The 24,409-nt window shown below is 26.5% G+C and carries 25 protein-coding genes and 1 other RNA gene; 20 read left to right on the top strand and 6 right to left on the bottom strand.

Annotation, left to right across the window (positions count from 1 at the left end; translation table 11 throughout):
- Nucleotides 1-6: 6 nt before the first annotated feature.
- On the bottom strand, nucleotides 7-1,197 hold the full coding sequence (pncB, locus tag H0H67_RS02175) for a nicotinate phosphoribosyltransferase (protein ID WP_238784566.1): 1,191 nt from the start codon (nucleotides 1,195-1,197) through the stop codon (nucleotides 7-9).
- A gap of 157 nt (nucleotides 1,198-1,354) precedes the next feature.
- Between pncB and H0H67_RS02170 the strand changes: the two genes are divergently transcribed.
- The 5 genes from H0H67_RS02170 (at nucleotide 1,355) to H0H67_RS02150 (ending at nucleotide 3,996) form a co-directional block, all read left to right on the top strand.
- On the top strand, nucleotides 1,355-1,627 hold the full coding sequence (locus H0H67_RS02170; RefSeq protein WP_185859139.1) for an RNA recognition motif domain-containing protein: 273 nt from the start codon (nucleotides 1,355-1,357) through the stop codon (nucleotides 1,625-1,627).
- 113 nt (nucleotides 1,628-1,740) lie between these two features.
- The gene (gene dapA, locus H0H67_RS02165; RefSeq protein ID WP_185859138.1) at nucleotides 1,741-2,625 is read left to right on the top strand and encodes a 4-hydroxy-tetrahydrodipicolinate synthase; all 885 of its coding nucleotides are present in this window, start codon (nucleotides 1,741-1,743) and stop codon (nucleotides 2,623-2,625) included.
- 8 nt (nucleotides 2,626-2,633) lie between these two features.
- Nucleotides 2,634-3,128: a ferritin gene (locus H0H67_RS02160; RefSeq protein WP_185859136.1), complete on the top strand. Its 495-nt coding sequence runs from the start codon at nucleotides 2,634-2,636 to the stop codon at nucleotides 3,126-3,128.
- A gap of 29 nt (nucleotides 3,129-3,157) precedes the next feature.
- On the top strand, nucleotides 3,158-3,685 hold the full coding sequence (locus H0H67_RS02155) for an outer membrane protein assembly factor BamD (protein WP_185859135.1): 528 nt from the start codon (nucleotides 3,158-3,160) through the stop codon (nucleotides 3,683-3,685).
- On the top strand, nucleotides 3,682-3,996 hold the full coding sequence (locus tag H0H67_RS02150) for a hypothetical protein (protein ID WP_185859134.1): 315 nt from the start codon (nucleotides 3,682-3,684) through the stop codon (nucleotides 3,994-3,996). Before H0H67_RS02155 ends, H0H67_RS02150 begins: the two co-directional genes overlap by 4 nt.
- On the opposite strand, the gene fsa is transcribed toward H0H67_RS02150, so the two are convergent.
- Nucleotides 3,993-4,655: a fructose-6-phosphate aldolase gene (fsa, locus tag H0H67_RS02145; RefSeq protein ID WP_185859133.1), complete on the bottom strand. Its 663-nt coding sequence runs from the start codon at nucleotides 4,653-4,655 to the stop codon at nucleotides 3,993-3,995. The two genes, H0H67_RS02150 and fsa, sit on opposite strands and share 4 nt — an antisense overlap.
- 143 nt (nucleotides 4,656-4,798) lie before the next feature.
- On the opposite strand from fsa, the gene lpdA reads away from it, so the two are divergent.
- The 3 genes from lpdA (at nucleotide 4,799) to obgE (ending at nucleotide 7,880) form a co-directional block, all read left to right on the top strand.
- On the top strand, nucleotides 4,799-6,190 hold the full coding sequence (lpdA, locus tag H0H67_RS02140) for a dihydrolipoyl dehydrogenase (RefSeq protein WP_185859132.1): 1,392 nt from the start codon (nucleotides 4,799-4,801) through the stop codon (nucleotides 6,188-6,190).
- Between the two features lie 114 nt (nucleotides 6,191-6,304).
- The gene (locus tag H0H67_RS02135; RefSeq protein ID WP_185859131.1) at nucleotides 6,305-6,895 is read left to right on the top strand and encodes an adenylate kinase family protein; all 591 of its coding nucleotides are present in this window, start codon (nucleotides 6,305-6,307) and stop codon (nucleotides 6,893-6,895) included.
- 4 nt (nucleotides 6,896-6,899) lie between these two features.
- On the top strand, nucleotides 6,900-7,880 hold the full coding sequence (gene obgE / locus H0H67_RS02130; protein ID WP_185859130.1) for a GTPase ObgE: 981 nt from the start codon (nucleotides 6,900-6,902) through the stop codon (nucleotides 7,878-7,880).
- A 3-nt stretch (nucleotides 7,881-7,883) separates the two neighbouring features.
- Here obgE and clpX read toward each other — a convergent pair whose 3' ends face one another.
- Together clpX and ffs are read right to left on the bottom strand one after the other, a co-directional pair.
- Complete coding sequence (clpX, locus tag H0H67_RS02125; protein WP_185859129.1) at nucleotides 7,884-9,098, bottom strand: ATP-dependent Clp protease ATP-binding subunit ClpX; 1,215 nt, start codon at nucleotides 9,096-9,098, stop codon at nucleotides 7,884-7,886.
- A 27-nt stretch (nucleotides 9,099-9,125) separates the two neighbouring features.
- Nucleotides 9,126-9,226: signal recognition particle sRNA small type (gene ffs, locus H0H67_RS02120), an RNA gene on the bottom strand.
- A 143-nt stretch (nucleotides 9,227-9,369) separates the two neighbouring features.
- On the opposite strand from ffs, the gene H0H67_RS02115 reads away from it, so the two are divergent.
- Both H0H67_RS02115 and yidC read left to right on the top strand, forming a co-directional pair.
- On the top strand, nucleotides 9,370-11,007 hold the full coding sequence (locus H0H67_RS02115; RefSeq protein WP_185859128.1) for a CTP synthase: 1,638 nt from the start codon (nucleotides 9,370-9,372) through the stop codon (nucleotides 11,005-11,007).
- Nucleotides 11,004-12,743 carry a membrane protein insertase YidC gene (gene yidC / locus H0H67_RS02110; protein WP_185859127.1) on the top strand — a complete coding sequence of 580 codons (1,740 nt, stop codon included), beginning with the start codon at nucleotides 11,004-11,006 and terminating at the stop codon, nucleotides 12,741-12,743. The genes H0H67_RS02115 and yidC overlap by 4 nt, the downstream gene beginning before the upstream one ends.
- On the opposite strand, the gene H0H67_RS02105 is transcribed toward yidC, so the two are convergent.
- Complete coding sequence (locus H0H67_RS02105) at nucleotides 12,744-13,379, bottom strand: biotin--[acetyl-CoA-carboxylase] ligase (protein ID WP_238784565.1); 636 nt, start codon at nucleotides 13,377-13,379, stop codon at nucleotides 12,744-12,746.
- Nucleotides 13,380-13,601: 222 nt separating this feature from the next.
- Between H0H67_RS02105 and rsfS the strand changes: the two genes are divergently transcribed.
- Genes rsfS through H0H67_RS02085 form a run of 4 tightly spaced genes read left to right on the top strand, consistent with a single transcriptional unit; the run spans nucleotide 13,602 to nucleotide 17,461 of the window.
- Nucleotides 13,602-13,919 (top strand): ribosome silencing factor, encoded by a 318-nt coding sequence (gene rsfS, locus H0H67_RS02100; RefSeq protein ID WP_185859126.1) that lies wholly within the window; start codon nucleotides 13,602-13,604, stop codon nucleotides 13,917-13,919.
- Nucleotides 13,920-13,968: 49 nt separating this feature from the next.
- Complete coding sequence (ftsH, locus tag H0H67_RS02095; RefSeq protein WP_185859612.1) at nucleotides 13,969-15,921, top strand: ATP-dependent zinc metalloprotease FtsH; 1,953 nt, start codon at nucleotides 13,969-13,971, stop codon at nucleotides 15,919-15,921.
- Nucleotides 15,922-15,960: 39 nt separating this feature from the next.
- On the top strand, nucleotides 15,961-16,779 hold the full coding sequence (locus tag H0H67_RS02090) for a phosphatidate cytidylyltransferase (protein ID WP_185859125.1): 819 nt from the start codon (nucleotides 15,961-15,963) through the stop codon (nucleotides 16,777-16,779).
- A 13-nt stretch (nucleotides 16,780-16,792) separates the two neighbouring features.
- Nucleotides 16,793-17,461, top strand: coding sequence for a phosphatidylserine decarboxylase family protein (locus tag H0H67_RS02085; RefSeq protein WP_185859124.1), 669 nt, complete (start codon nucleotides 16,793-16,795; stop codon nucleotides 17,459-17,461).
- A 20-nt stretch (nucleotides 17,462-17,481) separates the two neighbouring features.
- Here the strand turns inward: H0H67_RS02085 and dnaK are convergent, their stop codons facing one another.
- A complete protein-coding gene (gene dnaK / locus H0H67_RS02080) occupies nucleotides 17,482-19,380 on the bottom strand; it encodes a molecular chaperone DnaK (RefSeq protein WP_185859123.1) in 1,899 nt (632 codons plus the stop codon).
- 203 nt (nucleotides 19,381-19,583) lie between these two features.
- Here dnaK and rplM point away from each other — a divergent pair, with 203 nt between their 5' ends.
- From rplM to map, 6 genes are read left to right on the top strand one after another with little or no spacing between them, the layout of a single operon-like run.
- The gene (rplM, locus tag H0H67_RS02075) at nucleotides 19,584-20,030 is read left to right on the top strand and encodes a 50S ribosomal protein L13 (RefSeq protein ID WP_185859122.1); all 447 of its coding nucleotides are present in this window, start codon (nucleotides 19,584-19,586) and stop codon (nucleotides 20,028-20,030) included.
- A gap of 7 nt (nucleotides 20,031-20,037) precedes the next feature.
- Nucleotides 20,038-20,415, top strand: a complete 378-nt coding sequence (gene rpsI / locus H0H67_RS02070) for a 30S ribosomal protein S9 (protein WP_185859121.1) — start codon at nucleotides 20,038-20,040, stop codon at nucleotides 20,413-20,415.
- A gap of 28 nt (nucleotides 20,416-20,443) precedes the next feature.
- Entirely contained in the window at nucleotides 20,444-21,160 is a 717-nt protein-coding gene (rpsB, locus tag H0H67_RS02065; RefSeq protein WP_185859120.1) for a 30S ribosomal protein S2, read from the top strand.
- The gene (tsf, locus tag H0H67_RS02060; protein WP_185859119.1) at nucleotides 21,157-21,972 is read left to right on the top strand and encodes a translation elongation factor Ts; all 816 of its coding nucleotides are present in this window, start codon (nucleotides 21,157-21,159) and stop codon (nucleotides 21,970-21,972) included. The genes rpsB and tsf overlap by 4 nt, the downstream gene beginning before the upstream one ends.
- A 21-nt stretch (nucleotides 21,973-21,993) precedes the next feature.
- Entirely contained in the window at nucleotides 21,994-23,541 is a 1,548-nt protein-coding gene (gene gpmI, locus H0H67_RS02055; protein WP_185859118.1) for a 2,3-bisphosphoglycerate-independent phosphoglycerate mutase, read from the top strand.
- A 7-nt stretch (nucleotides 23,542-23,548) separates the two neighbouring features.
- Entirely contained in the window at nucleotides 23,549-24,376 is an 828-nt protein-coding gene (gene map / locus H0H67_RS02050) for a type I methionyl aminopeptidase (protein WP_185859611.1), read from the top strand.
- Nucleotides 24,377-24,409 lie beyond the last annotated feature (33 nt).

Genomic DNA, 24,409 nt, shown 5'->3' with positions numbered 1-24,409 from the left:
ATTATGTCATAAATGAAGAATTTTTTTAGCAAAAAAAATCATTTTTTTTTTTCCAGTTGATTTTTCCTCTACATTAGAGAGTTTTACTACTGAAATCCACTTATTTTCTGGAATAGCTTTAACCATTTTTATTACAATGTTCATAGAAGGGAGCCCAACATCATTAGTAAAATTGGTTCCTATCCCAAAAAAAGGATTAATTTTTTTTTTGCAAAAAGAAGAAATAGAAGCCACTTTGCATGGATCAAGATTATCCGAAAATATAATTTTTTTTTTGATAGGATTTATTTGAAAATTTTTGTAATGTTTTATAGTTTCTTGAGCAAAAGAAATCGGATCTCCACTATCATGTCTAACTCCTTTAAAAGTGTCAGAAAGTTTTTTATTAAAGTTTTTGAAAAAAACTGAAGATGTGTATGTATCAGATAAAGCAATTCCTAAATTTCCTCTATAAATATTTAACCAATTTTCCATAGCAATACGATCTGCTTTGTTGAATCCATATTTTGCGGCATGAAACATAATCCATTCATGTCCTTGGGTTCCTATCGGTTTAATTGAGAAAATATGAGATAAATGAACGTTACTACTCCCCATAAAAAATGGATAACCTTCTTCTATGAGTATTTTCAAAACCAATTTATGAACTTGATAAGAATATCTTCTTCTTGTTCCATATTCTCCAATTTTAACCTTTAGTTTTTTATATTTTTTCAATTTTTCTTTAGTGAGAATTATAATTTTTTTATCAGATATCCGTTTAGCACCTGTTAGTTTATAATATAATTCAGATATAATAGCCATTAAAGGAACTTCCCATAATATAGTTCTACTCCATAATCCTTCTATATTCATTCTTATATTTTTTCCCTTTTGACATATATTTACTTCTTTTGGATTATATTGATATTTATTTAAATAATCTAAATAAGAAGAATCTAAATAAGGGCAATATTTTTTCAAATAGTTTTTTTCTTCATTTGAAAGTTTCAAATAAGCCATTTTTTTTAGGTTTTCTTTTAATATTTCATCAAAATCTTTTGGAAAAGAATGTTTTCCTCTATTAATAAATTCATACTTAGCTTTTGCAGATGGAAATAATTTAATAACAGCATTTTGCATAGTAAACTTATAAAAATCATTGTCCAATAATGATGATATAATAGAAAAATTATTCAATTTGTTTATTAAAAGCATTCTTGATAATTCAGATCATAAAAAAATTTTCAATTTAAGATAAAAAAATGGAAAATTTTTATTTTGATAAATAAATCATAATTTGTTAAGTAGTATATTTTTCTTTTTTAGAAAAAATATTTCTCTAAATTTGCTTTTAAAACAATTTATTTTTAATATGGACAATACGAAATTATACGTAGGTAACTTATCTTATGATATGACAGAACAAGAATTGAAGGAATATTTTGAATCTATAGGGGAAGTAACTCATGCTAAGATAATTTTTGACGAATCTACATCTAACAAAAGAAGTAAAGGATTCGGATTTATAGAAATGTCTAATGAAGAAAATGCAAAACAAGCTATAGAAAAATTAAATGGAACAGAATTTATGGGAAGAAATATTATTGTATCTGCAGCTAGACCAAGAACAAGAAAAGATTATTAGTCATTACTTTTCTATGCATGTACGCTTACATCTGTTTTTTTGTTTTTTTTAAAAAAATAACGATTAATGATATCTCAATATGAAATAACAACGATATTTAATATCACATATTTATGAAAAAATTATATGGAACAGGTGTAGCGTTAGTTACTCCTTTTAAAAAGGATGGAAAAATCGACTTCAATGGACTTGAAAGACTCGTAAAATATGTTTTAGATAATGAAGTTGATTATTTGGTAGCATTGGGGACTACAGCTGAAACAGCTACTTTAAATAAAGAAGAAAAACAAGATATTGTTGAATGCATTCAAAGTACAAATTATAAAAAACTTCCTTTAATACTAGGAGTGGGAGGAAACAATACAAAAGATGTTGTTGATCAAATCAATAGCATAAAAAATTTGTCAATTTTTTATGCTATTCTTTCAGTATCTCCTTATTATAATAGACCTTCTCAAGAAGGAATATATGAACATTTTAAATCTATTGTGAATTGTACTGAAGCTAATATAATTGTTTATAATGTTCCTAAAAGAACAGGTTCTAATGTCATGCCAGATACTGTATTACGTTTAGCTAATAATTTTAATAACATAATAGGAATAAAAGAAGCTTCTGGAAATGTTTTACAAACTTATAAAGTTATTGAAAAAAAACCAAAAAATTTTAGTGTGATATCAGGAGATGATTTTATCACTTTACCTGTTATATTGGGAGGTGGAGAAAGTGTTATTTCTGTAATTGCTCAAGGTTTTCCTGATAAGGTTTCTGAAATGGTTTCTTTAGCTAGGAAAAATCAGGTTGAAAAAGCTTTTTCTATCTTTTATAAAATTATTAAAATGATAGATCTCATTTATGAAGAAGGAAATCCGACAGGGATTAAGACTTTTTTAAATATAATAGGAATATGTAATCCATATGTTAGATTACCTCTGATAATTGGTAGTCCTTCTTTAAAAAAGAAAATGATAAATTTATTAAAACAAATCAACTCATAGAAATTTATATGCTTAGCGAAAAAATACAAATAGGATTAACAAAACAATTAAATAGAGAATCTGAATCCTCTCAATTGTATTTGTCTATGGCTTCATGGGTAGAAAAGAAAGGTTTTGAAGGAATATGCGAATTTTTATATGATCATTCACATGAAGAAAGAATGCATATGTTAAAGTTGATAAGGTATATTAATAAGAGAGGAGGTCATGCTATTTTAGATAACATTTTCATCAGAAAAGTAACATATGGATCTTTGAAAGAATTATTTCAAATATTATTTGAACATGAAAAGAAAATTTCTAATGAGATTAATCTTTTAGTAGAATTATCTTTACAAGAAAAAGATTATTTTACATATAATTTTTTGCAATGGTATGTTGAAGAACAGATAGAAGAAGAAACTTTAAGTAAAATGATTTTAGATAAGATTGAACTAGTAGGAGAAGATAAAGGAGGATTATATTTATTTGATAAAGACATAAGAAATTTTCATAAACAATAAAAATAGTGAATATCAAAACTATTTTTTTGATGGTAGTATTCATAACTTTTTTTGAAAGTTGTTTTATTTTTTCAGAAAAAAAACCTGTTCTTTCATGGAAAGAAGATGAATCAGGAGAAAAAGGTTTATTTGAAAGTGGAAAACATCATTATTTTTCTTCTTTAAATTTTGATTTAGATCAAACAAAAACTAACATTGCAATTAACAAATTGAATCAATTTGTCAGAGAATATCCTGATAGTTCAAAAATAAAAGAAGCTTATAGGTTGATTAACAATTTGTTAATGAAAATAGAAAAAAAAAATTATTGCATAGCTGATTCTTATTTCTTGATGCGTAGGTATCAAGCTTCTTTAATTTATTTTCAAGATTTTATAAGAGATTTTCCAGAAAGTCATTTAAAGGAAAAAGTTTTGTATAAAATTTGTGTATCTCAATATCAACTTTCTAGAAAAAAAGATTTTTTTAAGTCATATTATGAATATATGAAATGTTTTCCACACCATTCTAATGCAAAAAAATTAAAAGTTTTGTATAAAAGACTTACAAATTTATGAATTTTTTGAGAGATATAAATCATGTTCCAATAAATACTGAAACAATAGATCGTGTAAAATTAGAAAAAAAATCAGGAAAAAACATATATGAAACTATATGCATTTTGGAAAAAATAAGTCATAAAATCAGCAACGATATTAAGGTAGATATGGATAAAAAATTGGAAGAATTTAATATGATGAACAAAAATAATTTGGAAGAAATTTTCGAGAATAAAGAACAAATAGAACTATCAAGATTTTATGAAAATCTTCCAAAAGCTACATCTATCTCTATTCAATATTTATTGGATGAAAAAATAAAAACTTAATTGATTTTCTTTTTATAATCTGTTAAAAATTTTTCCAATCCTATATTTGTCAATGGATGATTCAGTAGAGAATAAATAACTTTCATAGGAGAGGTGACTGCGTATATTCCAATCTTTGAACACTCTATGATATGCAAAGGATGACGTATAGATGCTGCCAAAATTTTGGTACCAAAATGGTAATTGTTATATATATTTTTAATTTCTCGTATCAAATACAATCCATCATAAGATACATCATCTACTCTTCCTATGAACGGAGAAACATAAGTTGCTCCAACTTTAGCAGCTAAAATGGCTTGTCCTGTAGAAAAAACAAGAGTACAATTAGTTCTAATTTTTTTATTAGAAAAATATTTAATTGCTTTGATCCCATCATGAGTCATTGGAATTTTTACAACAATTCTTGGATGTATAAGAGAAAGTTTTTCTCCTTCTTGAATCATCTCTATATAATCAGTACTAATAACTTCTGCACTAACATCTTCTTCATTTCTCAGAAGACTGCATATAGACATATAATGATCATGAATTTCTTTTTGACTAGAAACAGATTCCTTGGAAATTAAGGATGGATTTGTCGTAACTCCATCTAATATTCCAAGTGATCTTGCTTCATTAATTTCTTTTAAACTTGCTGTATCTACAAAAAATTTCATAATCCATATATCATTTTAAATGCAAATTTAAAATATTTTTTGAAAACGAATTTTATTGTTTTTCTATTGTAAAAAATTTTTGAGTAGAAAAATCTGTAAATTTATAAAATAACGTTTCACACATACAACATACATATTAGTCTATGCATTTTGATGTTATTATTTTGGGAAGTGGACCAGCGGGTTATGTAGCTTCCATACGATCAGCGCAACTTGGAATGAAAACAGCTCTGATTGAAAAAGAATCTCTTGGAGGTGTTTGTTTAAATTGGGGATGTATTCCTACTAAATCTCTTTTGAACAGTGCAAAAATTTTGCAATCCATAAAAAAAAATGGGGAACTTTTTGGAATAAAAAAAGATCAAATCAAAATAGATTATTCCCAAATTATTACTAAAAGTAGAAATGTAGTAGAAAAAATGAAAAAAGGAATTTCATTTTTAATGAAGAAGAATGAAATCTATGTCATTCATGGAAATGCAATATTGAAAAAAGAAAAAAAAATTGAAATTTTTCAAAATGAAAAAAATATAGGAGAATATTCTGCTTCGCATATTATTATTTCTACTGGTGCAATTCCTAAAATTGAAAATAAATTTCAATATGATGGAAAAAAAATCATAACATATAAAGAAGCTCTTTCTTTATCTTCTTTACCAAAAAAAATGATCATTATAGGATCTGGTTCTATAGGATTAGAATTTGCTTATTTTTATCATTCTATGGGAACACATGTTACCATCATAGAAATTTGTACAAAACTTTTTCCAAATGGAGATGATGAAATATCTGATCATTTGAAATATTCTTTTGAAAAAATGGGAATTAAAAGCTATACATCTTCTTCTATAAATAAAATTACTTCTAATAATGGAATAGTTCTTGTAGAAATCAAATCTTCTGTAGAAAATATTGTTTTAGAAGCAGATATAGTTCTTTACGCTATTGGAATTATTCCTAATATCAAACATATTGGATTGGAAGAGATAGGGATTCAAATTGATAAAGGATTTATTATTGTAGATGAAAATTATCGTACAAACATAGATGGATATTATGCTATTGGAGATGTCATTCAGACTCCTTCTTTGGCTCATGTTGCGTCACATGAAGCAGTAAACTGTATTGAAAATATAAAAGGATTAAATTGTCAAAAAATAGATTATAACAATGTTCCAAAATGTGTTTATTCTTTTCCTGAGATCGCTTCAGTAGGATATACTGAAAAAGAATCCAAAGAAAAAGGATTTCAGATTAAAGTAGCTAAATTCCCATTTAGTGCTCTTGGAAGAGCTATTTCCGATGAAAATACCAATGGTTTTGTTAAAGTAATTTTTGATGCTAAATATGATGAATGGTTAGGGTGTCATATGATTGGAAACAATGTAACAGACTTAATTTCAGAAGTAGTAGTTGCAAGAAAGTTGGAAGCTACCAGTTATGAAATTATGGGAAGTATACATCCTCATCCTTCATTGAGTGAATCTATTTTAGAGTCTGTAGCTAACGCTTATGGTAGAGCTATTCATTTGTAAATTTCTTTTCATTACATGTATTTTTGTTCCCACAATCATATATTCATTTCACATTACCAATAAATTACCTTTTTACATCTACTCTTTGCATAAAATTATGAATTTTATTATTTTATGATACATATTATATTGTTTGGACCACCGGGATGTGGAAAAGGAACTCAAGCTAAAATTATTGCAAACAAATTTGGTTTTTCCCACTTATCTACTGGAATGATATTCAGAAATCATATGAAGAGAAAAACGGATTTAGGAAAACTTGCTAGTTTTTATATTAATAAAGGAATATTGGTTCCTGATATGATTACTACAAATATGTTAAATATAGAAATTCAAAAAAATTTTTATTCCAAAGGCATTATTTTTGATGGATATCCTAGAACTAGAAATCAAATTTTTTCTTTAGAAAAAACTTTAAAAAAGTTTTGTTTGGGAACAGTCAATATAATTTTCTATTTTTCTATTCAAAAAAATTTGATAATAGATAGATTATTAAAAAGAGGAAAAACAAGTCATCGTAACGATGACACAAATATCATGACGGTTCAAAAAAGAATAGAAGAATATAACAAAGAAACTTCTTTGATTTGGAATAGTGATCCTAAATGGAAAAATAATATAATCAAATTAAATGCTTCTCTATCTGTAGAAAAAATTTCTCTTTTCATAGAAGAAAAAATAAAAAATTTTTTAAAAAAAAATTAAACTCATGGAAAATTGTTTTGTTGATTTCATAAAAATTTACTGTAAAAGTGGAGATGGTGGATCTGGATGCATTCATTTTTATAGGGATAAATCTATAACTAGAGGAGGTCCCGATGGAGGAACAGGGGGAAAAGGCGGGAATATTATTATTCAAGGAAATTCTCATATTCATACTTTTTTTCATTTAAGATATAATAAACATTGGATAGCAAAATCAGGATCCCCTGGAAAAAATAATAATATTACTGGATCCAATGGAAAAGATCTATTAATAGAAGTTCCGATAGGAACTGTGGTAAAAAATGAAAAAAAAAATGTAATAACAGAAATTACTAGAAACCAAGAAAAAAAAATTTTATTTGAAGGAGGAAAGGGAGGAAAAGGAAACGCTTTTTTTAAAAATTCAATACATCAATCTCCTTATTGTGCACAAAAAGGTATAAAGACAAAAGGTTGTTGGATTTTTTTGGAATTAAAAATTTTAGCAGATGTAGGATTAATAGGATTTCCAAACACTGGAAAATCAACTTTACTTTCTGTTATCACAAAAGCAAAACCTAAGATAGGTAATTTTTCTTTTACAACTAAGATTCCAAATTTAGGAGTAGTCAAGATTAATTTTGATTCTTTTTTAGTTGCAGATATTCCTGGTATTATAGAAAAAGCATCTGAAGGAAAAGGATTGGGTCATCATTTTCTTAGACATGCAGAACGAAATTCTGTTTTATTGTTTTTAATTTCTTCAGAAACAAAAAATAGAAGACAAGAGTATTTCATTTTGTTAAATGAACTCAATAAATTTAACTCAAATCTTTTAAAGAAAAAACGTTTGTTAGCAATTTCCAAATCAGATTTAATTGATGATAAAGAAAAGGATAAAATAAGAAAAATATTTTTAAAAGAAGACATTACTTTTATTTCTTCTTTTACGAAAGAAGGATTAATAAAATTGAAAATAAAATTATGGAAATTAATTAAAAGTTAATATTCATTGATAATTCAGTTTATTCATTACAATGTCTTTATCTATATTCAAAACAGAACGAATATTTTCTATATCATACATATAATCCAAGAATATTTTCTCACAAAAAGTCCGTAACCCTCTTGCACCGATCCCAACTTGAAAAGTTTTATCTACTATAATATCTAAAGCTTCATCTGTTATATTCATAGATATATTATCCATATTAAATAATTTTTGATATTGCTTGATTAAGGAATTTTTGGGTTCCAACAAAATTTTTTTCAACATCTTTTTATTCAATGGATTTAAATAAGTGGTGACAGGAAATCTTCCTATCAATTCGGGGATTAATCCAAAATTTTTTAAATCTGTAGCAATAATATTTTTTATATAATTTTTATAGTTATTTTTTTTTCTTTTCTCTTGAGTTAAAAAACCTATCGAAATTTGTTCTATTCTATCAGAAACAATTTTTTCTATTCCATCAAATGTTCCTCCAGCTATAAATAATATGTTTTCAGTATTAATTTGTATCATTTTTTGGTCTGGATGTTTTCTTCCTCCTTGGGGAGGAACATTGATCACTGATCCCTCTAATATTTTAAGTAATGCTTGTTGTACTCCTTCTCCAGAAACATCTCTAGTAATAGAAGGATTATTCCTTTTTCTAGATATTTTATCTATTTCGTCTAGAAAAATAATTCCTTTTTCAGCAGAATTTATATCATAATTGACTGATTGTAATAATTTTGTCAATATGGATTCTACATCTTCTCCAACATATCCTGCTTCAGTTAAAGTAGTTGCGTCAGCTATAGCAAAAGGAACTTTCAAAAGTTTTGATATGGTTTTCGCTAGCAAAGTTTTTCCTGTTCCGGTTTTTCCAATTAATAATATATTGGATTTTTCTATTTCTATATCTTGATTTTCTGAATTTGAAAAATTATGATGTATTCTTTTATAATGATTGTACACAGCGACGGAAATAATTTTTTTGGCTTCATTTTGTCCAACAACATATTTATCTAAAAAAAGTTTGATTTCTTTAGGTTTTTTTAATTTTTGTAAATCCGTTTTTTTTTTTTTTTCAATATTTTTATCTAAAAATTCTCTATGAATTATGGAATAAGTTTTTTCTATGCAAAAATTACAGATATGTCCGTTAATTCCCGATACAAGAAAAGTAATATCATTTTTTTTTCTTCCACAAAAATTACATTTCAATAAGTTTTCCATAAATTTTTATTCCATCTTCCATATAAATTGGAGCAAGCTTGACTACATCACATCGCTACAACCTTATTACCTTTGCTGTGTTCCCACCCTGGAGGATTCATAGGGAGCTGATTGTGTAGAACTTGCTCCAAATCTTGGTAAATATAAAAAAAAAATCATAAATTCTCATTTTTTTAAATAAAAATTCACATTCTGTGAAATAAAAATTTTTCGTAATTATTATCATAATTAAAATTGTTGATTTCTTCGTATTATTTCATTTTGATTTTTGATGGAAATAAAATATATTTTTGTTACAGGAGGAGTAACCTCTTCTTTGGGAAAAGGAATCGTTTCAGCTTCATTAGGAATGCTGTTAAAATCTAGAGGATATAAAGTTTCAATTTTGAAGCTAGATCCTTATTTCAATATAGATCCAGGAACTTTAAATCCTTATGAACATGGAGAGTGTTTTGTTACTAAAGATGGAGCAGAAACAGATTTGGATTTAGGACATTATGAACGATTTTTAAACCAACCTACTACTAAAGAGAATAATGTAACATCTGGATTAATATATAAAACAGTTATAGATAACGAAAGAAAAGGAAATTATTTGGGGAAAACGGTTCAGGTTATTCCTCATATTACTAATGAAATTAAAAGACGTATTAAAATTCTCGGAGAATCAAATAATTACGATATTATTATTACTGAAATAGGAGGAACAGTTGGAGATATAGAAAGTTTACCATATATTGAATCAGTACGTCAATTAAAGTGGGAATTAGGAAAGTTCAATGGATTAGTAATTCATTTAACATTGCTACCATATATAACAGTTACTGGAGAAATCAAAACAAAACCAACACAACACTCTGTTCGTAATTTAATGGAAAATGGAATACAAGCAGATATTATTGTCTGTCGAACAGAAAAACAAATTTCTAAAGAAATTAGAGAAAAATTAGCTTTGTTTTGCAATGTAAAGCCGAAACATGTAATAGAATCAATTGATACTAAAATTATATATGAAATACCTTGTTTATTGCATTTGCAAAATTTTGATGAAGTAGTATTAAATCATTTAAATTTATCCACTATTATTTCTCCTAATTTAAAAAAATGGAATATTTTTATTAAGAAATATAAAAAACCAAAATATGAAACGAAAATAGCATTAGTTGGAAAATATGTTTCTTTACACGATTCTTATAAATCAATTACTGAAGCATTAATTCATGCAGGGACTGAAAACGAAACTTACGTTAATATAAAATGGATTTATTCGGAAATGATAAAAGAAAAAAACATAAAGAAATATTTTGAGGGAATTTCAGGAATTTTAGTCGCTCCAGGATTTGGAAATAGAGGAATAGAAGGAAAAATTCTTGCAGCAAAATATGCAAGAGAGAATAAAATACCATTTTTAGGGATATGTTTAGGGATGCAAATAGCTGTAATAGAATTTGCTAGAAATGTTTTGGGGTTAAAAAAAGCAGAAAGTTATGAAACGAATCCATATACTTCTCATCCAGTAATCTGTTTAATGGAAAAACAAAAAAAAATAACTCACAAAGGAGGAACTATGCGTTTAGGAAACTGGAAGTGTTCTTTTGTAGAAGGATCAAAAATATTCTCTATTTATGGAGAAAAAAAAGAGGTCTTAGAAAGACATCGTCATAGATATGAATTTAATAATAATTATTTAGAATATTTTTCTAATGCTGGAATGAAAGCAGTCGGAATAAATCCAGATACAGGTTTAGTAGAAGCTATTGAGTTAGAAAATCATGTATTCTTCTTGGGAGTTCAATATCACCCAGAGTATCAGAGCACAGTAACTAATCCACATCCTTTGTTCACTTATTTTGTAAAAGTTTCCAAAATTTACAAATCTTTTGATTATCAGAATTCTTCTTATATATGAAGGATAAAAATTTAGATTATAGTTCTATGATAGGACTATTTCTTATATTGTTGATTTTAACGATTTTCACATATTTTAATAATGAACAAGAAAAAAAATATAAAATAAATAATAAAGAATTTTTCGATCGAAAAAAAGTTATCCTTTTTGAAAAGGAACAAAAAGAAAAAAATAATTTTTTTTTATTGGAAAATAATGTATTAAGACTAAAAATATCTAATGTAGGAGGAATAATAAGTGAAGTTTTTTTAAAAAAATATAAGGCATATGATCCTTCATTATCATATCATGCAAAAAATCTTTATTTGGTAAAAAATTCTAGTTTTTTATACAATATGTCCTTTTCTAACAAAAAAGAATTAAATATTGATACAAAAAATTTACTTTTTCAACCTTTTTCATTGGAAAACAAAAAAAAAGGAATTAAAATTCTTATAATGAGAGCGAAAAATCCTTATGGAAAAGGATTTTTCGATTACATATATACAATTGGAAAAGAAAATCAATATGACATTGGCTTTTCTGTAAAAACAATAAATATTTATCCTTTTAGTAAATTAGTTTCCATCAATTTGGAACAAAAAATTTTATCCATGGAAAAGGATAGAAATTGGGAAAATTCTTATACTCAGGCATATTATTCTGTTTTTAATAAAAATTCTGAAACTGTAAAATATTTATCCGAAAAAAAAACAGAAGAAAAAAATATATCCAATATAAATTGGATAGCTTATAAACAACAATTTTTTGCTTCTATATTCATTCCGGAAAAAATATTAAAAAATACTTTTGTTCAATCAGAAAATTTTTCTTCAGGAAATTTTCTGAAGAAAATTCAATTTAAAACATCTATAAATAGAAAAGAAAATAAAGAATTTCATTTTTCTTTTCGTTTCTATTTTGGTCCTTTAGATTTTAATTTATTAAAAGAATATAAGAGCGGATTTGAAAATATTATTCCATTTGGATGGGGTTTTTTAAAGTGGATTAATAAATATTTTTTTCTGATAATTTTTCAATTTCTGGAAAAAACAAATTTAAATTATGGTGTTATTATTATTTTGATGACCATAGTAGTGAAACTTATATTATCTCCAATTACTTATAAACAATATAAATTAAGCGCTATAATGAAATTAATTCGTCCGGAAATAGAAGAATTAAACAATAGATATAAAAATAACGAAGATGCTTTAAAAAAACAAAGAGTTATGATGGAATTATATCGAAAAGTAGGCGTAAATCCAATGTCTGGATGTATTTCTACACTATTTCAAATTCCTATTTTTTATTCATTATTTAAATTTTTTCCTACTATAATCAATTTAAGAGGAAAATCTTTTTTATGGGTAGAAGACCTCACTTCATATGATTCAATTCTTGAACTTCCTTTTTTTATTCCTTTTTACGGTAATCACGTGAGTTTACTTACTTTATTGTATTCATTTGCATTGTTGGTTTATACTAAATTAAGTAATAATGGAAAAAAAGACTTTTCTCAAGATGAGAATAGTTCTCTCCCCGATATGAACTTCATATTATATTTGATGCCTATTATCATGTTATTTTTTATAAATAGTTATGCTTCTGCTTTATCTCTATATTATTTTACTTCTAATATGATCAATATTGGTTTTTTCTTTTTCATCAAAGAGTTTATGTTGGATGAGAAGAAAATTCTTATGAAAATTCAAGAAAAAAAACTAAGAAAATATAGTCAAAAAACGATTCAATAATTATTCAAGAAATTTAATTTCTTTTTGATAAAAAGAATAGAATTTTTTATTAAATTCAATTATTAGAAAACCTTGATCTGTTATAGATCGTATTGTTCCTTGAATAAAACTATTTATTTTGTGAATATAAAAAAGAGAAGTTTTATCTTTCAAATAAAGATGATTAATATAATATTCTCGTACAAAATTTTCTCCGTAAATTGTGAAAAGAAAATATTCTTTTTGAATAGAATATATAATTTTATAAAAAATATCGTCTAATTCAAAATTTATGTTAAAAAATTTTTTTAAAGAAGAAGCATTCCATTCTTTTTTAAATTCCGTTTGATGAACATTCAAACCAATTCCAATAATGGAAGAATAAATTTTTTTTAGATAAATACTATTTTCTATTAAAATTCCTCCTATTTTTTTACTGTATAAAATAATATCGTTAGGCCATTTAATCCAAATTTTTTTCTTATTATAGTCTAATAAAGCTTTATGAATAGCATTACTTGTGATAACGTTGATCAAATATTTTTTTTTGATAGGAAAAGGATTCATAGGTCTAAAAATAATACTGAAAGTTAAGTTTTTTTCTTTTTCAGAATGCCATAAATTATCACCCACTCCTATTCCTTTAGTTTGATTCATGGACCAGATCACTATCCAATTTTTTTTTTATAAGTATATTTCCTTGCATATTGGTTTGTGGAATTTACTTTTTGTAATAGAACTAAATCTATAGGCCAAATAAATTTTTTCAAAATGTTTTATATTGGAAAATTTAACTTCTTTAAAGTGAAAACCTTATTTTTGTTTTTTGAAATTTAAAAAAAAATACTTATTTAACAATATTAAAAAACAATTCTCGTTTTGTTGCTAAAAAAAATCATAGAAGGGATTCAAATGGTTAAAGGAAAAGATATATCTGTTATAAACTTAAAAAACAGGGAAAATTTTATTTGTGATTATTTTGTTATTTGTAACGGTGATTCTCATAATCAAGTTTATGCTATTTCCCAATCTATAGAAAAAACTACAATTAAACAATTACAGAAAAAACCTTGGCATATAGAAGGATTAAAAAAAAGAGAGTGGATATTGGTAGATTATGTTTCTATTGTTGTCCATATTTTTCAAAAAGAAGTGAGATCGCATTATAATATAGAAACTCTTTGGAATCAAAATTAATAAAAAAAAATTTGGTTTTTATTTAAATTCAATAATGAAGAAACCTAATATGATAGATAAAAAAGCCAAAAGCAAAAATAATTTTTTTTGGGTATATGCAGTCATATTTGCTATATTTATTGGGATATTTTTTTTTAAATCTTCTTTTTCTAATCCTAGAAAAATAGATCAGGATACTTTTTTTGATATCCTATTAAAAGGAGAAGTTCAAAAAATTATAGTGAAACATAGAGAAATAGTGCATGTTTATTTAAAGAAAAAATTTTTATCTTCTGACGGAATCAATAGAAATACTACTACATTTCCTAGAAATGGAAATGAAAAAAGATTTATTACGCAACCGTTACAGTACGAATTTGAAATAGGAGATTTGCAATTTTTTCAGAAAAAATTTGAAGAATATAAAAAAAAGTATAATCTGAATACCATCATTGATTTTAAGAATCAGCCAGAATATACAATAACAAAATTTTTCTTTGACTATGGTATATTTTTTATATTATTAGTAATTTTTTGGATTTTTCTTTTTAGAAGAATAGGTTCTACAGGAGGAGGCCCTGGAGGTCAGATATTTAATATAGGAAAATCTAGAGCCAAATTATTTGATGAAAATGATAATGTAAAAATTACATTTAAAGATGTAGCTGGATTAGAAGGAGCAAAAGAAGAAGTTCAAGAAATAGTAGAATTTTTAAGAAGTCCTCAAAAATATACTAAGCTTGGAGGAAAAATACCTAAGGGAGCCTTATTGATAGGTCCCCCAGGAACAGGAAAAACCTTATTGGCAAAAGCAGTAGCTGGAGAAGCTAGAGTCCCATTTTTTTCTTTATCAGGTTCAGATTTTGTAGAAATGTTTGTAGGAGTTGGGGCTTCTCGAGTAAGAGATCTGTTTGAGAAAGCTAAAGAAAAATCTCCATGTATAATATTTATTGATGAAATAGATGCTATAGGAAGAGCTAGAGGAAAAAGTAGTATAGCTGGATCAAATGATGAAAGAGAAAATACTTTGAATCAATTATTAACAGAAATGGATGGATTTGGAACTCATACAAATGTAATTGTATTGGCAGCAACAAATAGATCAGATATTTTGGATAAAGCACTACTTCGTCCTGGACGTTTTGATCGTACTATATTAGTTGATCCTCCTGAATTAAATGAAAGAAAAGAAATATTTAGAGTTCATCTTCAAAGATTAGTATTATCTAATAATGTAGATATAGATTTCTTAGCCAGGCAAACTCCAGGTTTCAGTGGTGCAGATATAGCAAATGTTTGCAATGAATCTGCTCTTATTGCAGCAAGAAAAGACAGATCTAAAATAGAAAACCAAGATTTTCTGGATGCAATAGATCGTATAATAGGAGGGTTAGAAAAAAAGAATAAGATAATCAAACCAAATGAAAAAAAACGAATAGCCTATCATGAAGCAGGACATGCTACAATAAGTTGGTTACTAGAACACGCATCTCCTTTAGTAAAGGTTACTATAGTTCCAAGAGGAAGATCTTTGGGGTCTGCATGGTATCTTCCAGAAGAAAGACAATTGACTACTCCAGAACAAATGAAAGATGAAATTTGCGCATTATTAGCAGGAAGATCAGCAGAAGAAATCATTTTTAGTAGCATTTCTACCGGAGCTTTGAATGATTTAGAAAGAGTGACTAAGCAAGCGCAATCTATGGTGGCTATTTTCGGGTTAAATGAAAGAATTGGAAATGTTTCTTATTATGATTCTGAAGGACAAAATGAATTTTCTTTTTCAAAACCTTATAGTGAAAAAACAGCTCAAATTATAGATGAAGAAATATCGAAAATTATAACGGAACAATATCAAAGAGCTAAGGAAATATTGAAAAATAATGAAAAAAAATTATCTATGTTAGCTAATGAATTATTGGAAAAAGAAGTTATCTTTAGAGAAGATTTGAAAAAGATATTTGGGGAAAGGCCTTATCCTGATGAAATTGGAGATATGTTAGGGAATATTTCCTCTTCTTAATTAATTATTTCCATTTAAGAAAAAACTTAGATATATGAAATGAAAAAAAAGAAAGACTTAGATCTTTTAATAAGATTCTTTACTGGTTTTATTTATGTTGTTTTGATTATTTTTTCTATCGAGAAAGGAGATAAAATTTTCAGAATCGTAATGATGATGTTATCTTTTCTTTGTCTATTCGAATTTTTGATTATATCAGGTACTGATATAATTTTAATTAAAGTAACTTCTTTGTTTTTTTTGTTTTCCATTTTAATGGATATTTTCATAAAAAAAGGACTTATTTCATATATCATATGTTTTATTCCTTATTCTATAATTTTTTTTGTTATTCAACTGTTCTCTAAAAAATATTCTCATCTAGAAAAGATAACACAAATCAGTCATTTAACTTTTGGATTGGTCTATATTATAATTCCTTTTTATTTAGCTTCTTACATGTATACCACCATACATCATGGAAAAGAATTAATTTTAGGTATTTTTATTTTAATCTGGACAAATGATTCTTTATCCTATTTAATTGGAAGAAAATGGGGAAAAAGAAAAATAGCTATGTCTATTTCTCCAAAAAAATCTGTAGAAGGTTTTATTGGAGGTTTATTATTTTGTTTAATATTGGGGTTTTTTCTGTATAAAATATGGGGGAAAAAATATTGGTTTATTTTATCTTTTACGGTCCCTGTCTTCTCTACTATTGGAGATCTTGTTGAATCTGCTATTAAAAGATCTTATAACGTAAAAAATTCTGGTATTTTGTTTCCTGGACATGGTGGATTTTTAGATAGATTAGATAGTTTTATTTTTGTAATTCCAGTTATAGCTACAATAGTAGCTAGTTTGGTTTATTTATTTTAAAAGAATATTCAAAGTGATTCATAGAGAAGGGATTTTATTTTTAGTTTATGCTTTTATAATAATATTATCATTAATATTTATTTCTTTTTTTTTATTTTCCAATCTAATTTCTTTTTTAACATTTATTTTTTTGATGATTTTTTATATTTTTTTGATCTTTTTTTTTAGAAATCCAAAAAAAAGTTTTCATGAAAAAAATTTTGACAAAGAAAAAGAAATAGTAATTTCTCCCGCTGATGGGAAAATTGTGGAAATAAAAAATATTTTTGAGACTGAATTTTTAAAGAAAAATTGTATATGCATTTCTATTTTTATGTCTCCTTTTAATGTGCATGTTAATAGATTTCCTGTATCTGGAAAAGTGATTTATACCAAATACCATCCAGGTAAATACTTAATAGCATGGTTCAAAAAATCATCATTGAATAATGAACGTACAACTATCGTTGTAGAAACAAATAAGGGGAAAAAAGTATTATTTAGGCAAATAGCTGGATTTTTGGCTAGACGTATTATTCTTTATGCAAGAAAAAATTCTATAGCGAAAAAAGGTGAAGAATTTGGATTTATCAAATTTGGATCTAGAATTGATGTTTTTTTACCTTTAAATTCTGTGATTTTAGTGAAAAAGGGAGAAAAGGTTTCTGGAGGGGAAACTAAAATTTCCATTATCCAATCATAATCAACTCCCTTTATCAATTTTTATTTCACTTCTTCATAATCTACATCTTGTACATTTTCATTTCCTTTACTATTGTCACTTTTTTCATCATTTTCTTTTTTGTTTGACTGATTATTATTTTTTTTTGCATAAAGTTCTTGAGAAGCGTTAGTCCAAGCTTCATTCAGTTTTTTTATGCTGCTATCAATAGAAGAAAAATCTTTTTTGGAATGAGCTTTTTTTAATTCTTCTAACGAAACTTCTATATTTTTTCTATTATTTTCTGATAATTTATTTCCATAGTCTTTCAACTGTTTTTCGGTTTGAAAAATCTGATTATCAGCATGATTTAATTTTTCTATTTCTTTTTTTATTTTATCATCTTTTTGAGCATTTTCTTCCGCTTCTCTTTTCATTTTTTCTATTTCTTCTTGATTCAACCCTGAAGAAGTTTCAATACGTATAGATTGTTCTTTTCCAGTTCCTTTATCTTTTGCAGATACATTAAGTATACCGTTAGCATCTATATCAAAAGTTACTTCTATTTGAGGAATTCCTCTAGGAGCTGGTGGAATATCTACTAAATCAAATCGACCTATCTCTTTATTATCATTGAACATTGGTCTTTCTCCTTGTCCAACTCGTATAGTTACTGCTGATTGATTGTCAGATGCTGTAGAAAAAGTTTCAGATTTTTTAGTTGGAATTGTAGTATTAGATTCAATAAGTTTTGTAAAAACTCCTCCTAAGGTTTCAATTCCTAAAGACAAAGGAGTGACATCTAATAACAATACATTTTGTACATCTCCAGTTAAAACTCCTCCTTGTATAGCTGCTCCAATAGCAACCACTTCATCTGGATTTACTCCTTTAGATGGTTTTTTTTTGAAAAATTTTTCTACTTCTTCCTGTACTTTAGGTATACGTGTAGATCCTCCTACTAAAATAACTTCGTCTATATCTTTAGTGGTTAAACTTGCAGCTTTTAAAGCTTTAGAACAAGGATTGATAGAACGTTGTATTAATTTTTCTGATAATTGCTCAAATTTTGCACGAGTTAAAAGAATAACTAAATGTTTTGGACCAGACCCTGTTGCTGTAATATATGGAAGATTAATTTCTGTTTGGTTAGAAGAAGATAATTCTATTTTTGCTTTTTCAGAAGCTTCTTTTAAACGTTGTAAAGCCATAGGATCTTTTCTAAGATCTAATCCTTCTTTAGATTTAAATTCGTTTGCAAGATAATCAATTATTACTTGATCAAAATCATCTCCACCTAAATGAGTGTCTCCATTTGTAGAAAGAACTTCAAAAACTCCATCTCCTAATTCCAAAATAGAAACATCAAAAGTTCCTCCTCCTAAATCATATACGACTATTTTTTTATTTTGATTGCTTTTGTCTAATCCATAAGCTAATGCTGCTGCAGTAGGTTCATTAATAATTCGTTCCACTTTTAATCCTGCTATTTCTCCTGCTTCTTTAGTAGCTTGTCTTTGTGCATCATTGAAATAAGCAGGAACTGTGATTACAGCTCTATTAACTTCTTCTCCAAGATAATCTTCAGCTGTTTTTTTCATTTTTTGCAAAATCATTGCTGATATTTCCTGAGGGGCATACAATCTTTTTTCTATATCTACACGGGGTGTATTATTTCCTCCTTTTATAACTTTGTAGGGAATATGTTTTAATTCTTCTGTTACTTCCGAATACATTCTTCCCATAAATCGTTTAATTGAAAAAATAGTTTTTTGTGGATTAGTGACCGCTTGTCTTTTTGCTGGATCTCCTATTTTTCTTTCTCCTCCTTCTACAAAAGCAACTATAGATGGAGTAGTTCTTTTCCCTTCAGAATTAGGGATAACAAGGGGATCATTAATTTCCATGACAGCAACACAAGAATTTGTTGTTCCTAAATCTATTCCTATAATTTTACTCATTTTTATTACGTTTTTTCATATTAATTAGTCAATCAATAGCTCTCCAATCATTATGCCATAATGAAAATAAAACCCTTTACAAATAAAGGGGGAAGAATGTATGACAATAAAAAGCTTTTGAAAAAAATTTTTTTTATGACAAAAAGTCATTTTATGAATATTTTTAAAATTTCTTATATTACAGTTAAAGAAAATAAAAAAATATGGATCCGTTAAGTTTAAAGACTGCTTCATCCAAAAGAAGTTCAATAGTGAAGTCATGGGTAATAATGGACGCAACTAATCAAATTCTTGGTAGATTTTCTTCTAGAATAGCTTCTATTATAATAGGAAAACATAAACCTTTTTTTTCTCCACATGTAGACTGTGGAGATTATGTTATTGTTATCAATTCTAACAGTATTAGACTCACTGGAAAAAAATGGAATCATAAAAAATATATCCGTTATACTGGATATCCTGGAGGAAGAAAAGTAACTCTTGTTAAAAATTTGTTTAATAAAGACTCTAGAATATTGATATACAAAGCAGTAAAAGGAATGCTTCCTAAAAATCGTTTAGGACGTTCAGTTTTGAAAAATCTTCATGTATATCAAAAATCCAATCACAAACATAAAGCTCAAAAACCTATTTTATTCAAGTCTAATTAAAAAAATCATGATACATACTATAGGAAGAAGGAAAAGGTCTCTTGCCCGTGTTTATTTAAAACTGGGAAATGGATTAATAACTATTAATTCCAAAAAATTGAATCAGTATTTTCCAAGATATGTTCATCAAAAAGTTTTATATCCTATTAAGATGATCGATAAATTAAATCAATTTGATATGAATATAAAAGTGGTTGGAGGAGGATTTAACGGACAGGCAGAAGCGATTTGCCTTGCTATATCTCGTGCCCTTTGTCAATTTGATTTAAAACATAGAAGTAAATTAAAATCTGAGGGATTATTAACTAGAGATTCTAGAGAAGTTGAAAGAAAAAAGTTTGGTCAAAAAAAAGCTAGAAAAAAATACCAATTTTCAAAACGTTAGTACAAATAAAAAAACTGAAAAAATAAAAATGAAAATTAATACTCAAGATTTGTTGAAAGCTGGTGTTCATTTTGGGCATATTACACGAAAATGGAATCCAAATATGCGTCCTTTTATTTTTATGAAAAAAGGAGGAATTCATATTATTGATTTATCAAAAACAATTTATAAGCTGGAAGAGGCTTGTAATGGATTAAAAAAAATAGCAATAACTGGAAAAAAAATATTGTTGGTTGGAACTAAAGCTCAAGCTAAGGAAAAGGTTTCTTTTTATGCAAAAAGTATAAATATGCCTTGTGTAACAGAAAGATGGTTAGGTGGATTATTGACAAACTTTACAACTATTCGAAAATCTGTTAAAAAGATGAATAGTATAGAAAAAATGAAAAAAAATGGAACTTTCAATACTTTATCCAAAAAAGAAAGACTATTAATTAGTCGATTGTATGAAAAATTACATAAGAACTTAGGAAGTATTTCAAACATGAGTCATATACCAGGTGGTATTTTTTTAGTGGATCCAAATAAGGAGAAAATAGCATTAACAGAAGCTCAAAAATTGAGAATACCTATATTTGCTATGGTTGATACTAATACTGATCCTAATGGAATTCAATATCCTATTCCTTCTAATGACGATTCATCAAAATCTATAAATATTATTTTAAAATTTGTTACAGAAGCCATTCAAAATGGAATTGAAATCAGCAAAGAAGAAAAAAATTATACAAATAAAAAATTATGAAAATTTCTGCATTTCAAATCAAAAAACTTAGAAAAATGACAGGGGTTGGAGTAATGGATTGCAAAAAAGCTTTGATTGATTCCAAAGGAAATATAGATGAAGCTATTCTTATTTTAAGAAAAAAGGGAGAAGAAATAGCAATTAATCGATCTCACTTTCAAATAAAAGATGGAGCACTTATTTCTTCTATAAATTCTGATTATTCTTCTGGAACAATTATAGGTCTTAGTTGTGAAACTGATTTTTTATCTAAGAGTTATGAATTTTTAAGTTTTTTATCTATACTATCTAAGAAGTCTTTAACATGTCATACTAAAGAAGATTTTTTATCCAGTTTTTTCCATGAAAAAAAAACTGTTAAGGAAATGATTATTAGTCATATGGGTGTATCGGGAGAAAGATTAGAATTAAAAATTTTTGAAAAAATAGATTCTCCATTTGTCATAGATTATACTCACAACAATCATAAAATTGCAACATTAGTTGGATTTTCTTCTGAAATAAATATATCTGTAGCTAGAAATATAGCAATGCATATTACTGCTATGAATCCTATAGCTATAAATGAGTCTGAAATACCAGATTTACTAATGAAAAAAGAAATAGATATCATCAAAAATCAAGTGAAAAAAAAAGGGAAATCAGAAAATATGGAGAAAAAGATCATCCAAGGAAAAATTAAAAAATTTATTTTAAACAATACTCTTATGAGTCAGAAATTTATAAAGGATAATAAAATAAATATTCAGGAGTATTTGAATAAATTTAATAAAAATATAAAAATAAATCTCTTCAAAAGAGTAAGTATTTAATTTAATGATAAAATAATTTGGATGAAAAAACTAATGTTGATAATTTTGGATGGTTGGGGAATTTCTTCTTCTATAAATTTATCTTCTTCTGCTATAGAACAAGCTAACACACCATTTATTAATTATTGTTGTAATAATTATCCTTTTAGCAAATTGGAAGCTTCAGGATCTTATGTAGGGTTACCAAAAGGACAAATGGGAAATTCTGAAGTAGGTCATATAAGTTTAGGATCTGGAAGAAAAGTTATTCAAAGTTTAGAAAAAATAAATGCATCTATTGAAAGTGGATTTTTCAAAAAAAAGGTAAGCACTATTTTTGATAAAATTTATTTATCCAGAAAAAAAATCCACTTTATTGGATTATTATCTGATGGAGGAGTCCATTCACACATGAATCATCTTTTTGCTTTACTTAAAATAGCTTATGAAAAAGGAATAAAAGATGTTTTTATACATGTGTTCACAGATGGTAGAGATTCTTCACCAAAAAATAGTATTTCTTACATTGAAGAACTTCTAAAAAAAACTAGAAAATACGTTGGAAAATTATCTTCTGTTATTGGAAGATATTATTCAATGGATCGAGATCATAGATGGGAAAGAACTAAAAAAGCATATAATGCAATGGTTTATTCAAAAGGTTTTTATACTAAAAATGTCTTTTCTTCTATAGAAGAATTATATAAAAATGGAGTGACAGATGAGTTTTTACCTCCTTTAATAATTACTGATAATCAAGAAAATCCTGTTTCAAGAATAGAAGATGGAGATGTTGTTTTTTGTTTTAACTTCCGACCAGACCGTTCTAGACAAATCACAGAACTTTTTATTGGATATAATTCTTTTTCAGATATAAAAAAGTTAAATTTATCTGATTACATTACTATGACCTGTTTTAATTCAAAATATAAAGATATTTATGTTCTTTTTGAAAAAGAGTGTTTGACAGAAACATTAGGCGAAATTTTGGAAAAAGAAGGGAAAAAACAGATTCGTATAGCAGAAACAGAAAAATATCCACATGTTACTTTTTTTTTCTCGGGAGGAAGAGAAATCCCTTTTGATAAAGAAACTAGAATTCTATGTGAGTCTCCTAAAGTCTCTACTTATGATTTAAAACCTGAAATGAGCGCAAAAAATATTGTAAAAAAAATTATTCCCGAATTAAAAAGAAAAAACTCAGATTTTATTTGTTTAAATTTTGCGAATCCAGACATGGTAGGCCATACTGGAAAAATGAAAGAGACAATAAAAGCTTGTGAATATGTTGATCAATATACAAAATTTTGTTCTGAAGAAGCAATAAAAAATTCATACACAGTTATTATAGTGGGAGATCATGGAAATGCAGATTACATGATTAATCCCGATGGAAGTCCTAATACTGCTCATACGACATCTTTAGTCCCTTTTATTCTTTTAGATCAAGACATCAAAAAACAAAATATATTGCTAAAAAATAAAGGTTCTTTACCCGATTTAGCCCCTACCATACTTCAATTAATGGAATTACCTATTCCTCATGTTATGAGTGGAACTTCTATTATTAGAAAATATCGAAAAAAATAATTGTGTTTTGATACAGTTAAAAACTATTGAAGAAATAATATTAATCAAAAAAAGTGCTTTTTTAGCTTCTAGAACATTAGGAATGTTAGCTAAAGAAGTTAAACCTGGGGTAAATACTCTTTATTTAGATAAACTTGCAGAAGGTTTTATTCGTGATCACGGAGGAAAACCAGCTTTTTTAGGATTATATGATTTTCCAAATACTTTATGTGTTTCTCCAAATCATCAAGTAGTCCATGGAATTCCTAATGAATCTCCTTTGTGTGAAGGAGACATCTTGTCTATAGATTGTGGTGTTTATATGAATGGGTTCTATGGAGAACATGCTTACACTTTTGAAGTTGGAACTGTTTCTAACGATATAAAAAAATTTCTCAATTGTTCCAAAAAATCTCTTTATATTGGAATTTCCAAATGTTTAATCGGAAATCATATTGGAGATATAGGTTATTCTATACAATCTTATATTGAAAAGAATGGATACAATGTTGTAAAAGATCTTGTAGGTCATGGGTTAGGTAAAGAAATGCATGAAGAACCTCAAGTTCCTAACTTCGGAAAAAAAGGAAAAGGATTTCCATTAAAAAATGGATTGGTGCTTTCTGTAGAACCCATGGTTAATTTAGGTTCTTCAGAAATTTCTTTTCACAAAGATGAATGGACAATTACTACTTTAGATAATAAAATATCTGCTCATTATGAACATAACATAGCTATTGTAGATGGATTTCCTTGTTTACTTTCTACTTTTCGTTATATTTACAAAGAACTTAATATTCAATCATTCGAAGAGGATCCTTTTCAAAACAAAAAAATTAATATTGACAATTTTTGATGTTAATTTATTGATTTAGTTGTATTTTTTTAT

The organism is Blattabacterium cuenoti (genome assembly GCF_014251575.1).
Taxonomy (GTDB): domain Bacteria; phylum Bacteroidota; class Bacteroidia; order Flavobacteriales; family Blattabacteriaceae; genus Blattabacterium; species Blattabacterium cuenoti_N.
Note: the sequence above shows the minus strand (reverse complement) of the source record. Positions and strands in the feature narration are given on the sequence as shown.

What these genes read in the sequence shown, in the direction of transcription:
- pncB (WP_238784566.1), bottom strand. Translation starts at nt 1,197, where the DNA reads ATGCTTTTAATAAACAAATTGAATAATTTTTCTATTATATCATCATTA.
- H0H67_RS02170 (WP_185859139.1), top strand. Translation starts at nt 1,355, where the DNA reads ATGGACAATACGAAATTATACGTAGGTAACTTATCTTATGATATGACA.
- dapA (WP_185859138.1), top strand. Translation starts at nt 1,741, where the DNA reads ATGAAAAAATTATATGGAACAGGTGTAGCGTTAGTTACTCCTTTTAAA.
- H0H67_RS02160 (WP_185859136.1), top strand. Translation starts at nt 2,634, where the DNA reads ATGCTTAGCGAAAAAATACAAATAGGATTAACAAAACAATTAAATAGA.
- H0H67_RS02155 (WP_185859135.1), top strand. Translation starts at nt 3,158, where the DNA reads ATGGTAGTATTCATAACTTTTTTTGAAAGTTGTTTTATTTTTTCAGAA.
- H0H67_RS02150 (WP_185859134.1), top strand. Translation starts at nt 3,682, where the DNA reads ATGAATTTTTTGAGAGATATAAATCATGTTCCAATAAATACTGAAACA.
- fsa (WP_185859133.1), bottom strand. Translation starts at nt 4,655, where the DNA reads ATGAAATTTTTTGTAGATACAGCAAGTTTAAAAGAAATTAATGAAGCA.
- lpdA (WP_185859132.1), top strand. Translation starts at nt 4,799, where the DNA reads ATGCATTTTGATGTTATTATTTTGGGAAGTGGACCAGCGGGTTATGTA.
- H0H67_RS02135 (WP_185859131.1), top strand. Translation starts at nt 6,305, where the DNA reads ATGATACATATTATATTGTTTGGACCACCGGGATGTGGAAAAGGAACT.
- obgE (WP_185859130.1), top strand. Translation starts at nt 6,900, where the DNA reads ATGGAAAATTGTTTTGTTGATTTCATAAAAATTTACTGTAAAAGTGGA.
- clpX (WP_185859129.1), bottom strand. Translation starts at nt 9,098, where the DNA reads ATGGAAAACTTATTGAAATGTAATTTTTGTGGAAGAAAAAAAAATGAT.
- H0H67_RS02115 (WP_185859128.1), top strand. Translation starts at nt 9,370, where the DNA reads ATGGAAATAAAATATATTTTTGTTACAGGAGGAGTAACCTCTTCTTTG.
- yidC (WP_185859127.1), top strand. Translation starts at nt 11,004, where the DNA reads ATGAAGGATAAAAATTTAGATTATAGTTCTATGATAGGACTATTTCTT.
- H0H67_RS02105 (WP_238784565.1), bottom strand. Translation starts at nt 13,379, where the DNA reads ATGAATCAAACTAAAGGAATAGGAGTGGGTGATAATTTATGGCATTCT.
- ftsH (WP_185859612.1), top strand. Translation starts at nt 13,969, where the DNA reads ATGATAGATAAAAAAGCCAAAAGCAAAAATAATTTTTTTTGGGTATAT.
- H0H67_RS02090 (WP_185859125.1), top strand. Translation starts at nt 15,961, where the DNA reads ATGAAAAAAAAGAAAGACTTAGATCTTTTAATAAGATTCTTTACTGGT.
- dnaK (WP_185859123.1), bottom strand. Translation starts at nt 19,380, where the DNA reads ATGAGTAAAATTATAGGAATAGATTTAGGAACAACAAATTCTTGTGTT.
- rplM (WP_185859122.1), top strand. Translation starts at nt 19,584, where the DNA reads ATGGATCCGTTAAGTTTAAAGACTGCTTCATCCAAAAGAAGTTCAATA.
- rpsI (WP_185859121.1), top strand. Translation starts at nt 20,038, where the DNA reads ATGATACATACTATAGGAAGAAGGAAAAGGTCTCTTGCCCGTGTTTAT.
- rpsB (WP_185859120.1), top strand. Translation starts at nt 20,444, where the DNA reads ATGAAAATTAATACTCAAGATTTGTTGAAAGCTGGTGTTCATTTTGGG.
- tsf (WP_185859119.1), top strand. Translation starts at nt 21,157, where the DNA reads ATGAAAATTTCTGCATTTCAAATCAAAAAACTTAGAAAAATGACAGGG.
- gpmI (WP_185859118.1), top strand. Translation starts at nt 21,994, where the DNA reads ATGAAAAAACTAATGTTGATAATTTTGGATGGTTGGGGAATTTCTTCT.